Here is a 12,831-nt window from a genome sequence, read left to right on the forward strand (position 1 = left end):
GGGGGACCGCCGGCCGTCCGTGCGGAGGTACGGCACCGAACTGTGGCGGCCGTTCCTTCAGCCGCGGTGGAGGGTTTCTGGACCGGCCGGACGCGCTCGACCCGGTCACCACCGCCGGTCCATCGGCGCGGCGCAGCGTGCCGTCATGACTGTCACCGATCGGACCGAGGAGAGGACCGCCCGCCCCCGCAGGGGCGGTTCTGGACCACACCTCCGCCTCATACTCGCCGCCTGCTGCCTCGGCCAGTTCATGAACGTGCTGGACGCGTCGGTGGTGAACGTGGCCCTGCCCGTCATCTCCGCCGACCTGCGCTTCACCCAGCACAACCTCCAGTTCGTCAACAACGCCTACACCGTGGTCGTCTGCGGTTTCCTGCTGCTCGGCGGCCGTCTCGCGGACCTCTTCGGCCAGCGCCGCGTCTTCCTGTGCGGAGTCGGACTGTTCACGTTCGCCAGCCTCGTCGGGGGAGCGGCCGACGCACCGGCCGCCCTGGTGCTCGCCCGCGCGTTCCAAGGGCTCGGCGCCGCCGTCATGGCACCCGCCACCCTCACCGTGCTGGGCACGACCTTCACCGAACCGGGCGTCCGCGCGAAGGCGTTCGGCTGGTGGAGCGCGGTCTCGGGTGCCGCGGGCGCGATCGGTGTGCTGGCCGGCGGGGTGATCACGGAGTGGTTCTCCTGGCGCTGGATCTTCCTCGTCAACGTGCCCGTCGGCCTGCTGCTGTTCGCCGGGGTGCGCTGGGTCGTCCCCGAGACCCGGCCGCGCCGGACGGGCCCCTCCCGGGGCCTCGACCTGCCGGGCGCGGTGACCGTGACGCTCGGCCTGATGTCCGTCGTGTACGCGGTCTCCCAGTCGCACGCCTACGGCTGGGGCTCGGCCCGCGTGCTGGTCCCGCTGGCGGGCGGCGCGCTGCTGCTCGCCGCGTTCCTGCTGATCCAGGCCCGCTTCGCCCGCCATCCCCTCGTGCCGCTCGGCATCTTCCGCAACCGGTCCGTCGCCGCCGCCAACCTGGTGGCCTTCTTCGGGGTCGCCGCCCTGTTCAGCACCTTCTACTTCTTCACCCTGGTCCTCCAGCAGGTCCTCGGCTACAGCCCGCTGCGCACCGGACTGAGCTATCTGCCGCTGTCGCTCGGCATGGCCCTGGGCGGCTGGGGCATCGCCCCTCTCGTACCGCGCACCGGCCCGCGTCCGATCCTGCTGGGCGGCCTCACCCTTACCGCCGCCGGACTGCTGCTGCTGTCCCGGGTGGACACCGGGGCCGGCTACCTCACGGACGTCCTCGCCCCCTGCCTGCTGCTCGGCTTCGGCATGGGCGCCGTCCTCAACGCCACCACGAACGCCGCCACCGCCGGACTCGCCCCGCACCAGGCAGGGCTGGCCTCCGGGCTGCTGAACACGACCCGCCAGCTCGGCAGCGCGGTGGGCCTGGTGACCCTGGCCGCGCTCTCCGCGTCCCGTATCGACGCGCGGACCGCCGCCGGCGCGCGGACCGCCGCCGGCGCGCGGACCGCGGCCGGTACGCCGACCACCGACGCCCTCGCCTCCGGCTACGGCCTGGCACTCACCGGGGCCGCCCTGTTCGCGCTGGCCGGACTGGCCGCCGCGCTCCTCGTCCCGGTCCGGAAGCAGTCCAGCCCCCCTCAAGGCCGCACCGAGAAAGTGGCGGCCTGACGAGAACGGAGGTTTGCGGTGGTGAGCGAGTTCCACACACAGCGGCCCAACTGGTCGCCCGCACCCGGTACGGACCACGTCGAACACGCGACGATCGAGGTCCCCCGCGACTACGCCGAACCGGAGGGCGAGCGGATCACCCTCGCCCTCACCCGCCGCCGCGCCACCGACCCGGCGCGGCGCCGCGGCATCCTGCTGGCGGTCAACGGCGGCCCCGGCGGCGACTGGGGACGCGGCAGGGACCTGCCCGCGGCCTACGCCGGCACCCCCCTCGCGGAGGTGTACGACCTCATCGGGTTCGACCCGCGCGGCACCGGCGAGTCGACCCGGCTGTACGCCGAGGTCACCGTCCCCCGGGTCCCCTTCGACTCCCGTCCGCCCGACGACGCCTTCCCGGCGATCGCCGAGGACATGCGGCGGCGCGAGGAGGCCTGCGCCCGCGCCGGCGGCGAGCTGCGCCCGCACATCAGCACCCGCAACACGGCCCGCGACATGAACGTGATCCGCGCGGTGCTCGGCGAGGAGCGGATCAGCTTCGTCGGGTACGCGTACGGCGCCTACGTCGGCGCCGTCTACGGCAGCCTCTTCCCCGCGGCCCTCGACCGGCTCGTCCTCGACTCCTGCGTCGGCCCCGACTGGACCTGGCGCGAGCAGTTCCTCCAGCAGGGCGACGCCGTGCAGCGCAACGTCGACCTGTGGGCGGCCTGGGCGGCCGAGCGCCACGGTGCCTTCGGCATCGGCACCTCACCGGAGCGGGTGCTGGGCACCGTCGAGGAGGCGGTCGCGGCCCTGGAGCGGCTCCCCGAGGACGGTGTGCGGCTGCGCACCCTGTTCGACGGCGCCGTCGGCAACCGGGCCGCCGACCGGGGCAGGTGGGCGGCGCTGGGCACCCTGGTCGGCGACCTGCGCCGGGCCGCGGCCGCGGGCGACGTCACGGCCTGCCGGGAACTCCTCGCCGAACAGGGCACCTGGCGGCCCGCCGACAGCGAGGGCGACCTGCGCGTCGGCGTCCTGGAGGCCATCACCCTGGAGCACGCCTGGCCCGCCGACCCGGAGGTCTACCACCAGGACATGCGGGAGTTCCGGAAGCGGTTCCCGTACGGGTACGGCGTGCTGCGGGCCTCGCCCTGGGTGGGCGCCTTCCGCACGTTCGAGGCCCCCGAGGAGCCCGCCGTGCTCACCCGTGACGGCTACCCGGTGGGACTGATCGTGCAGGCCGACGGCGACCCCATGGACCACTACGACGGCGGCGTGGCCATGGCGGAACGCCTGGGCCACCATCTGCTCACCGTCGAGGACTCGGGGGAGCACGAGGTGTTCGTGCTGGGCGGCAACCCCCACGTCGACGCCGTCGTCCACGCCTACCTGGTGGACGGCACCCTGCCGCCCGCGCGTTCCTCCTGCCCGGGCCGCACCCCGCGGCCGGACGTCCCCGCCGACGCCGGCTGAACCGGCGCCGCACCACCGTGTCCCACCCTGTCCAGCCGTGTCACCTGTGGAGGTGCTGTCTTGAACGTGACCGATGAGGTCCAGGAGACCCTGACGTTCCCCCTCGCCGGTTCGTCCTACCGCTGCCCGGCTCCGCAGTACGCCGGGCTGCGGGCCGGCGGGCCGGTCGTGCGGGTACGCACGGAGGGCGGCGTGGACGCCTGGCTGGTGACCGCGTACGAGGAGGCGAAGGAGGCCCTCGCGGACCCCCGGCTGAGCCGTGCCGAGACCGTGAAGCCGGGGGCGCCCCGGATCGGCGGGGCGATGACCTCGACACCCGAGATGATCATCTCGATGGACGGTGCCGAGCACGCCCGGCTGCGGCGGCTCGCCGCGGGGGCGTTCACCGCCCGCCGTATCGAGCGGATGCGGCCGGGCATCCGGCGGATCGCCGACGGCCTCCTCGACGGCCTGGCCGGTGCCGCCGACGCCGGCGCCACCGTCGACCTGGTCGAGCGGTTCACCGTGCCGATGCCGCTCACCGTCATCGGTGAGCTGCTGGGCGTCCCGATGAAGGTGCTGCGGCTGTTCGCGGCCCACGCGCGGGACTTCGTCACCGTCGACGACCAGAGCGAGGGCTCCGACTCCGTCAACGGCCTGGCGAAACTGAACGAGTACATGATCGACGTCGTCGCCGAGAAGCGCGCGCACCCCACCCGGGACCTGCTGTCCGACCTGGTCGAGGCCAGGGACAGCGGGGACCGGCTGAGCGAACAGGAACTGGTGACGTTCGCGTTCACGCTCATCGGCGCGGGCTTCGACACCACCGCCAACCAGCTCGCCAGTTCGGTGCTCGCGCTGATCGCGCACCACCGCGACCAGTGGAAATGGCTGGCCGAGGACCGGACCCGCATCCCCCGGGCCGTCGAGGAACTGCTCCGCCACGTCAACCTGTTCTCCACGGACTCCGCCGGCAACCCGCGCATCGCGGTGGAGGACCTGGAACTCGGCGGCGTGCGGATCGCCAAGGGCGACGCGGTGGTCATCGCCATCTCGGCCGCCAACCGGGACGGCGGCGTGTTCACCGACCCCGACCGCATGGACCTGGCCCGCGAGCACAACCCGCACCTCTCCTTCGGCCACGGCATGCACCTGTGCCTGGGCAAGCAGCTGACCCGGATCGAGCTGGAGATCGCCCTCGACGGCCTGGTGCGCCGTTTCCCCGACCTGGCGCTCGCCGTCCCCGAGAGCGAGATCCCCTGGCACCCGGGCGGCATCAACCACGCGCTCGGCACCCTGCCGGTGACGCTCAAGCCGTAGGGGGCCCGGAGCGCGTCCCGGGAGCCCGCCGTGTCCGCCCCCCCCACGGACGCGGTCGGCCCGCTCCGCCCCGCTGGTGCCCCCAGCGGGGCGGAGCGCTGTGCGCACGGCGGGGGCGGGCGCGGGCGCAGTCGGACTTCTGCCGGTGATCCGGGAAGGGAACACGACGACGGCCTGTGCGACCCTCTCGGGGTCGCACAGGCCGTCGTCACGCGGGCTCTCACCGTACGGCCGTCGCACGGACCTGTCGGTGCGGGCCGCCCCGGGCTCAGGCGCCGGGTGCGTCCTGGGCCACCGCCGCGGGGTCGGCGCCCGCGATCCAGGCGTCCATGGACGGTTTCATGAGGGTGTTCAGCAGCTCGATCCGGACACCGCCCAGACCCCGGTGGTAGACCCACATGAGGATGCCGTCGGCGGCCACGTCGTTGGACGCCTCCACCGCGAAGCCCTGCGCGACGAGCTCGGCGGACATGTCCGCGATCCGCTCGTTCTCCGCCCAGTACCCCACGTGGTGGGCGCCGTTGCTGCCGTCGGACACCCACACCGTCCCCGGGACCGCCTCGACGAGCTCGAGCCGGGGCTCCTCCAGGGAGAGCGCGAACCGCTGGGAGGCGTGCTGGAGCCCGTCCGGGGTGCGCGCCGTCACCTCCAGCTCCATCACGGTCGTGAAGCGGTAGCCGGCCAGCGCGCCGAACGTCTTCATCGCCAGGTCCAGGTCCTCCACGACCAGGCCGGTGTGGAACAGGGCCTCGGGGGAGAGCACCGGGCCCGCTGCCGGGCGGTCGTGCCCGTCCGCTGTCTGCGGCATCGGTGTGCGTCCTTTCTTCCGTACGGAGGATGGGAGATGAGGAAGGGGCCGGGGTCAGACCTGGCGGGCCCGCACGAGGTCGGCGCCGCCGTCCATCGTCAGGATCTGGCCCGTCACCCAGGCGCTGCTCGGTGCCGCCAGCAGCGTGATCCACTGCGACACGTCCTCGGGGACCCCGGTCACCCCCAGCGGCACCCCGGTCGCCGCCTGCGCGAACAGCTCGTCCACCTGCTGCGGCGTCATCCCGCTGCGCTCGTAGACCTCGGTGCGCACCCAGCCCGGGGCGACCGCGTTGACCCGGACGCCCCGCGGCGCCAGTTCCAGCGCCCAGGAACGGGTGAACGTGTTCACCGCGGCCTTGCTCGCGGCGTACACCGACGCCATGGGCGTCGGGTTGTGGCCCGCGGGACTGGTGACGAACACGATGCTGCCGCCCGGCGAACGCAGCGCGGGCAGCAGCCTGTTCGTCAGGACGACGGCGCCCAGGACGTTGATGTCGAACAGTTCGCGGGCGGCGGCCGGGTCGATCTCGCCGACGGCGCCGATGGTGTGCACACCCGCGTTGTGGACCAGCACGTCGAGGGTGCCGCCGAACTCCTCGACCGCCGCGGCGACGGCGTCGGCGCCCTCCTGGGTGCTCACGTCGGCCCGTACCGGGACGAGGGCCGGGTGCAGCGCCGCCGCCTCCGCCAGCCGGTCGGCGCGCCGGCCGGTGACGATCACCCGTGCGGCGCCCTGCTTGGCGAAGTCGAGCGCGGCGGCCAGGCCGATGCCGGTGGCACCACCGGTGACCACCACGTACGTGTTCGTGAACGGCTGATCGGTCATGTTCCGTTTCCGTCCTTTCCCCGCCGCCCTTGCGGCACGGACTCAGATGTAGATGGACTTCGACGTCCAGTCGGGGGTGGGCAGCGCCTTGCGGTCGGTCTTGCCGTTGCCGGTGACCGGCAGCCCGTCCACCGCGACGAAGGCGGCCGGGATCATGTGCTCGGGGACCCGCTCGCGCAGGTACGCCCGCAGTGCCCGCCGGTCCAGGCCGTCGCCCTCCGGCACCAGCCACGCCACCAGGCGCCGGTCCCCGACGTGGCTGTCGCGCAGCCCGACCGCGGCGCCCCGCACCTGCGGATGACCGGCGAGGGTGCTCTCCAGCTCGCCCGGCTCGATACGGAAGCCGCGCAGCTTGAACTGGTCGTCGTTGCGTCCCAGGAACTCCAGGACACCGTCCGGGCGGCGCCTCGCCAGATCGCCGCTGCGGTAGAAGCGGCCGGCCGCGGGGTCCCACGGCGCGGTGACGAACGCGCGCTCCGTGAGCTCCGGGCGCCGCCAGTAGCCCCGGGACACCCCGGCCCCGCCGATCCACAGCTCGCCCGCGGTGCCGTCCGGCACCGGCCGGCCGTCGTCCCCGACGATCCGCACGTCGACGTTCTGGACGGGGGTGCCGATCGGCACGGAACGGCCCAGGTCCTCGTGGACGCCGATCCGGTGGCACACGGCGAAGGTGGTGGTCTCGGTGGGCCCGTACCCGTTGACGATCCCGCAGCCGGGCACCGCCGAGCGCAGTTCGTCGAGGTGCGGGACCGACAGCACGTCACCGCCCGCGAGGACCGTGCGCAGCCCCGCGAACGCCTTGACGTCCACGTCGATCTGCCGGTGGAAGAGGGCCGCGGTGAGCCACAGCACGGTGATGCCCTCGTCCCGCAGCAGCGCGCCCAGCTCCTCCGCCTGGACCTGCTGCGCGGGCGCCAGCACCAGCCGGGCGCCGTTGAGCAGGGCGCCCCAGATCTCGAACGTGGCGGCGTCGAAGGCGACCGGCGCCAGCTGGAGGATCCGGTCCGCCGGGCCGAGCGTGACGTAGTTGGGGCCGGTGACGAGATTGACGATGTTGCGGTGCTCGACCATCACGGCCTTGGGACGCCCGGTGGACCCCGAGGTGTACATGAGGTACGCGAGGCCGTCGGCGCGGGCGGCGGACCCGTCTCCGGTCTCCGGCGCGGCGCCGGGCCCCGCCTGCGGCACGCCGTCCGGCCCCGTGTCCGGGCCGGGCCGCGCCGGTACGTGCAGCACCGGCACCCCGTACGGCGCGAAGCGGTCCGCGTCGTCCGGCTCGCACAGCACGGCCCGCACCCCGGCGTCCTCGAACACCTCGGCGACGCGTGCCGCCGGGTCGGTGAGGCCGACCGGGACGAACGCCGCGCCCGCGTCGAGCACGCCGAGCAGCGCCGCGATCAGCCCGGGGGAGCGTTCCAGGCACACGGCGATCCGGTCGCCCGGCACCGTGCCGGCGCCGGTGAGCAGGCCGGCCACCGCACGGGTCCAGCGATCGAGCCCCGCGTAGCTGAGCAGGTCGTCACCGGCGGAGACCGCCACGGTGCCGGGTGCGTCGGCCACCCGCCGGCGGAACGCCGCGACTACCGATGTCATGGGCTGACTCCTTTCGATGGTCCCGGTCCGGCAGGGTCCGCCCGGCTGCTCGACTGCCGGTGGAATCCCGGCGCCCCCGCGGGCGGGTCGAGGCACGCTCGAGCGGAGCCCGCTTGACTGAACTGCCGGCTCCGCTTGGCGCCCGTCCCCCGCGATCCGCCGGACAGGCGCCCAGACACGCCCCGGGCCCCGAGCGACAGGAAGAGCAGGAAGAGAGCGACAGGAAGAGATGCGGAAGGCCCCCGAAGGGCCGCTCGCGGGTCTCCCCCACCGTCCCGGACCGGCACCGCACCCGATGGGAGTACTTTTCGTGACCATCCTTGTAACCGGCGCACGCGGCAACGTCGGACGCCGCGTCCTGGACCGTCTGCACGCCGCCGGCCACGACCTGCGCGCCTCCGGACGCACGCCCGGGGACCTCACCGTCCCGGACGGCGTGGAGACCGCCGAACTCGACCTCACCCGTCCCGCCGGTTTCGACGCCGCGCTGAACGGTGTGGACAGCGTGTTCCTCTACGCCGAACCCGACGGGGCGAAGGACCTCTTCGAGGCCGCCGCGCGCGCGGGCGTCCGGCACGTCGTCCTGCTGTCGTCGGCCACGGTCTCCGGCCCGGCCGCCGCGACCGACCCGCTGGCCCTGCACCACGCCGCCGTCGAGGACGCCCTCGCCGCGTCCGGCGTGCCCGGCACCGTGCTGCGGCCCGGCGCGTTCGCGGGCAACGCGCTCGGCTGGAGCCACACGATCGGCGCCGGGCAGCCCGTCCGGCTTCCGTATCCCGACGCGCACACGGCGCCCGTCCACGAGGACGACATCGCGGACGTCGCCGCCGCCGTGCTCGGGGACGCGTCGTCCGCCGGCCGCACCCTCACCTTCTCGGGGCCGCGGTCGATGACGTTCCGCGAGCAACTGGCCGTGATCGGCGGTCTGCTGGGGCGTGACGTCCCCGTGCACGAACTGACCCGGGACGAGGCCGCCGACGAGATGGGGCGGTTCATGCCCGCCCCGGTCCTCGCCTCGCTGCTCGACCAGTGGGCCGCCGCCGTCGGCCGGCCCGCCGAGGTGCACGACGTGACGGCCCTCACCGGCCGGCCCGCCCGCACCTTCGAACAGTGGGCCCGCGAGCACCTGGACGCGTTCACCGCCCGGACCTGAACCGGGCGCGTCCGCACCCGCGGCGCGCGACCCGGACCGCCGGGGTGCCACCCGGATCGCCGGGGCGCACAGCGCGCTGTCGAGCGGGTCTCGAGACGAGGCTGCGATGGTGCCCTGAGATCGCCCCCGAGCTCGGTGGGCCGGGCGGGACCCCGCCCGGCCCACCGCCGAACCGCGGGGTTCTGTCCGTGACTTGGAGGCCGGAATGTACGACGTCATCGTGGTGGGGGCTCGCGTCGCGGGTGCCGCCTCGGCTCTGCTCCTGGCGCGGGCGGGCCATCGGGTGCTGCTCGTCGACCGGGCGCGGTTCCCCAGCGACACCCTGTCCACCCACTACATCCACCAGCCCGGCATCGCGCGGCTCGCCCGCTGGGGCCTCCTGGACGCCGTACGCGCCACGGGGTGCCCCGCGCTCGACCGCACCGTCTACCAGGTCGGTGACGACGTCCGGCTGGACGGCGGCACCGTGCCCCACGACGGCCAGTCCGCCGCGTACGCGCCGCGCCGCTATCTGCTGGACAAGATCCTGGTCGACGCCGCGGTCGCCGCCGGCGTCGAGTTCCGCGAGAGCTGCTCGGTGTCCGGCCTGGTCTTCGACGGGGACCGTGTCGTGGGCGTCAAGTGCCGCTCCCGGGACGGCAGGCCGGTCGAGGAACGGGCCCGCCTGGTGGTGGGCGCCGACGGGATGCGCTCGTCGGTCGCCCGCGCCGTGGGCGCCCCGTTCACCGTCCACGACCCGCTGATGTCCTGCATCTACTTCACCTACTGGCAGGGCATCACGGCACAGTTCGAGCTGTACGAACGCCCCGGCCGCTGGATCGGCGCCATCCCCACCAACGACGGTGCCACCCTCATCGCCGCGTACTTCCCGCAGGCGGAGTTCGACCGCGTGCGCGGCGACGCGCTGGCGAACTACCTGGAGAACATCCGCACCACCGCGCCGGACCTGTACGGGCGTGCCATGGACGGCGGTGAGCGCGTCGAGCGGCTGCGCGGCACCGGCGACCAGCAGAACTTCTTCCGCACCCCGAGCGGCCCCGGCTGGGCCCTGGTCGGCGACGCCGCGCACCACAAGGACTCGATCACCGCACGCGGTATGAGCGACGCGTTCCTCCAGGTGGACCTGCTGGCCTCCGCGGTCTCCGGTGTGCTCGACGACCCGGTCCGTCTGGAGGAGGGGCTCCGGCACTACGGGGAGCAGCTCCAGGACGACCTCTTCGAGGGATACCGCAACACCCTGTTCGTGAGCCGCCTGGAGGTCACCCCCGACCGGCTCGCGATGCTCCGCATGATCCAGCACTCGCCGGACCTGACGGAGCGCTACTTCGCGGTCGCCGCCGGCGGGATGTCCGTCGACGAGCTGTACGACGAGGAACTGCACAGCCGGCTGGAGACGGAGGCGGCGGTATGACGCCCCCCGGGCTCCCGGCGCACGACCAGCCACCCACCCAGACGCACGAGACGACGGAGGCCCCGGTGACCGAGACCGAGTGGGAGAACGAACTGCGTCTGCTGTTCGGCGAGGTGCTCGGCCTGCCGGACGTGGACGCCGACGACAGCTTCTTCGACCTGGGCGGCCACTCGCTCCTGGCGTCCAAGCTGACCCGGCGCGTCCACGAGGCGTTCGGCATCAGGATCCCGGTGCGCCGCATCTACCAGGTGCCCACCCCCGCCACCCTCGCCGCCTACCTCCGCGCGGCCTGAAGGAGAGACCGACATGCGCTGGAACGACCTGTACGTCGCCGGTACGGGCGGCTACCTGCCGGAGCGGATCGAGACCGCCGAGGAGGCGATCGCCGACGGCAGGTACACGCAGAAGAAGCAGTCCCTCAACGGGTTCCGCTCGGTCCATGTGGCGGCCCCGCACGAGACCGGCCCCACGATGGCGGCTCAGGCGGGCCGCCTGGCGGTCGCCCGCTCGGGGCACGGGCACGACGAGTTCGGCCTGGTCCTGCACAGCTACATCGGCCACCAGGGCCTCGACTTCTGGACGCCCGCCAGCTTCGTGCAGCGCGAGACGGTCGGCGGCACCGGTCCGGCGTTCGAGATCAAGCAGGGCTGCAACGGCATGCTCGCCGCGTTCGAGGTGGCCGCCTCGTACGTGACGGCCCGCCCGGACGTCACGGCCGCGCTCATCACCGGCGGCGACGCGTTCCGGATGCCGTACATCGACCGCTGGGGCTCCGACGAGCAGAACGTCGACGGGGACGGCGCCGCCGCGCTCGTCCTGTCGGGCCGCGGCGGCTTCGCCCGGGTGCTGTCCACCTGGTCGCACGCCGACCCGTCGCTGGAGCCGATGGGCCGCAGCGGCGCGAGCTGGACCGACGCCCCGTTCTCCGGCGGCGCACCGGTCGGGGTCAGCGAGCGCAAGTCGGACTACCTCCTCGCCGAGGACATGGACTTCGACGACGCGATCGAGAAGATCTCGGCCAGCGTCCAGCTGTCGATGAAGCAGGCCCTGCACGACGCGGGGGCGGACCTCTCCGACGTCCGGTACTTCCTGCACCAGAACCTCGCGCTGTCCATCGTGACCCACGGCCTGTACGGACTGCTGGGCGTCGACCGGGAGCGGACCACGCACGAGTGGGGCCTGTCGACGGGGATGGTCGGCACCGCCGACCCGGTCCTCGGACTCGACCGGGTGCTGGGGACGGGCGACGTGAAGCCCGGCGACCTGGTGGTGCTCCAGGCGGCCGGCGCCGGTTACGTGTGGACCACCGTCGTCCTGGAGATCCTCCGGACGCCGCACTGGGCCGGCTGACTCCCGGGCCGTACGCACCGAGGGCGGGGGGAAGGACCGGGACGGTCCTTCCCCCCGCCGCGTACCCCCGCCGCGTACGCCGTGCCCGCGGCCGGGGCTCAGACGAAGCGGACCTCGTGCGAGGCGGCGGAGTCCGCGGCGAACGCGAGCAGCCGGCCGCCCTCCTCGGCGAGCGCGGCACGGTCCCCGGCGCCCAGCGCGCCGAAGGGCTCCAGGACGAGGACGGCCACGCCGCGCGTCTGCTCGACGCGCCACAGGCCCGCCACGAACCCGTCCACCAGGAACGTCGACCTGATCAGCCCGTTGCGGGTGAAGACGGCCTTGCGGTGCTCCTCCGTGAGGATGCGGGCGCGGTCGGCGTGGGAGAGCAGGATGTTGTCGAACTCCGGCAGGAAGCGCACCGCGGCGGGGGTGTCCCCGGCGGGACGGGGGGCGTCCGGCAGGTCGAGCAGTTCGCGGCCGTTCTCGTCGCGGAAGACCGCGAGCCGCGGCCGGAGCCGGTTCACCACCCCGGCGAGCCGGGTCATGCCGGACCACACCTGCATGTCCTTGACCGTGGCGGGACCGAAGGCCGCCAGATAGCGCTCGACCATCAGCTCCGCTGCCATCGGCTCCGGTGCCGCCGGCCCGGCGGCGGTCCGGCCGAGCCACGCCTCGGCGCTGGTGTGCACGGCCTGCCCGCTCTCGCCCCACAGCCCGCGCGGCGGCACCTGCACGAGCGGCACCAGGTTGCGTACGGCGTTGGCGAGGGCGAAGGGGTCCCGGTCCGGCCACCGTTCGGCGAGCAGGGTGCCCAGACCGCCCAGGGTGAGCGGCTCCCGCTCGACCAGCTCGCGTCCCAGCTCGGCCACCTTCTCGAGGTCGAGCCCTTCGAGTTTGCGCCCGAAGGTGCCCTTCAGCCCCTGCCGCAGGGCGTCCCGCAGGACGGAGCGCAGGGCGACGCAGTCCTCGGCCGTGACGAGGTGGATCGTGCCGCGCATCAGCACCAGCCGCACCACCTCCCGGTTCCTGACGAGGGAGGCCAGATCCTCGACGCGGAAGCCGGTGAGCCGCGTCCACAGGCCGATGTAGGGCGGGTTGGGCGCCTGGGCCTGCATGCCCACCAGGTGCGCGACCGCCCGCGCCGCCGGCATCGCGGACCGCTCCAGCAGTAACTGCCGGGCCAGCAGGCTCCGGTTGAGCGCCCGCCGGTCCAGCACCTTCATGTCTCCTGTCACCACGACGGGATTCCCTTCCTCGTTTCCGCTCACGACGACACGGTGGCGTCC

The 12,831-nt window shown here is 73.8% G+C and carries 11 protein-coding genes; 7 read left to right on the plus strand and 4 right to left on the minus strand.

The features are described from left to right. The first annotated feature begins 145 nt into the window (after positions 1-145). The 3 genes from ABZ862_RS00130 to ABZ862_RS00140 all read left to right on the plus strand — a co-directional run bounded on the left by ABZ862_RS00130 (position 146) and on the right by ABZ862_RS00140 (position 4,420). A complete protein-coding gene (locus ABZ862_RS00130; protein ID WP_360949615.1) occupies positions 146-1,672 on the plus strand; it encodes an MFS transporter in 1,527 nt (508 codons plus the stop codon). Between the two features lie 21 nt (positions 1,673-1,693). Next, entirely contained in the window at positions 1,694-3,121 is a 1,428-nt protein-coding gene (locus ABZ862_RS00135; protein ID WP_360949618.1) for an alpha/beta fold hydrolase, read from the plus strand. A 66-nt stretch (positions 3,122-3,187) separates the two neighbouring features. Then, positions 3,188-4,420, plus strand: a complete 1,233-nt coding sequence (locus tag ABZ862_RS00140; protein WP_360951334.1) for a cytochrome P450 — start codon at positions 3,188-3,190, stop codon at positions 4,418-4,420. A gap of 268 nt (positions 4,421-4,688) precedes the next feature. Here the strand turns inward: ABZ862_RS00140 and ABZ862_RS00145 are convergent, their stop codons facing one another. Genes ABZ862_RS00145 through ABZ862_RS00155 form a run of 3 tightly spaced genes read right to left on the minus strand, consistent with a single transcriptional unit; the run spans position 4,689 to position 7,649 of the window. Beyond that, complete coding sequence (locus ABZ862_RS00145) at positions 4,689-5,228, minus strand: VOC family protein (RefSeq protein WP_360949621.1); 540 nt, start codon at positions 5,226-5,228, stop codon at positions 4,689-4,691. A 54-nt stretch (positions 5,229-5,282) separates the two neighbouring features. After that, positions 5,283-6,056: an SDR family oxidoreductase gene (locus ABZ862_RS00150; RefSeq protein ID WP_360949624.1), complete on the minus strand. Its 774-nt coding sequence runs from the start codon at positions 6,054-6,056 to the stop codon at positions 5,283-5,285. 42 nt (positions 6,057-6,098) lie between these two features. Continuing rightward, positions 6,099-7,649, minus strand: a complete 1,551-nt coding sequence (locus tag ABZ862_RS00155; protein WP_360949627.1) for an amino acid adenylation domain-containing protein — start codon at positions 7,647-7,649, stop codon at positions 6,099-6,101. A 310-nt stretch (positions 7,650-7,959) separates the two neighbouring features. Between ABZ862_RS00155 and ABZ862_RS00160 the strand changes: the two genes are divergently transcribed. The 4 genes from ABZ862_RS00160 (at position 7,960) to ABZ862_RS00175 (ending at position 11,563) form a co-directional block, all read left to right on the plus strand. Further along, complete coding sequence (locus ABZ862_RS00160; protein WP_360949630.1) at positions 7,960-8,802, plus strand: NAD(P)H-binding protein; 843 nt, start codon at positions 7,960-7,962, stop codon at positions 8,800-8,802. A gap of 205 nt (positions 8,803-9,007) precedes the next feature. Beyond that, entirely contained in the window at positions 9,008-10,213 is a 1,206-nt protein-coding gene (locus ABZ862_RS00165; protein ID WP_360949633.1) for an FAD-dependent oxidoreductase, read from the plus strand. Continuing rightward, positions 10,210-10,506: an acyl carrier protein gene (locus tag ABZ862_RS00170; protein ID WP_360949636.1), complete on the plus strand. Its 297-nt coding sequence runs from the start codon at positions 10,210-10,212 to the stop codon at positions 10,504-10,506. Before ABZ862_RS00165 ends, ABZ862_RS00170 begins: the two co-directional genes overlap by 4 nt. 13 nt (positions 10,507-10,519) lie before the next feature. Further along, on the plus strand, positions 10,520-11,563 hold the full coding sequence (locus tag ABZ862_RS00175) for a ketoacyl-ACP synthase III family protein (protein WP_360949639.1): 1,044 nt from the start codon (positions 10,520-10,522) through the stop codon (positions 11,561-11,563). A gap of 98 nt (positions 11,564-11,661) precedes the next feature. On the opposite strand, the gene ABZ862_RS00180 is transcribed toward ABZ862_RS00175, so the two are convergent. Then, positions 11,662-12,813, minus strand: a complete 1,152-nt coding sequence (locus ABZ862_RS00180; RefSeq protein WP_360949642.1) for a winged helix DNA-binding domain-containing protein — start codon at positions 12,811-12,813, stop codon at positions 11,662-11,664. Positions 12,814-12,831: the final 18 nt, after the last annotated feature.

The organism is Streptomyces sp. NPDC047000, from assembly GCF_040644295.1.
Taxonomy (GTDB): domain Bacteria; phylum Actinomycetota; class Actinomycetes; order Streptomycetales; family Streptomycetaceae; genus Streptomyces.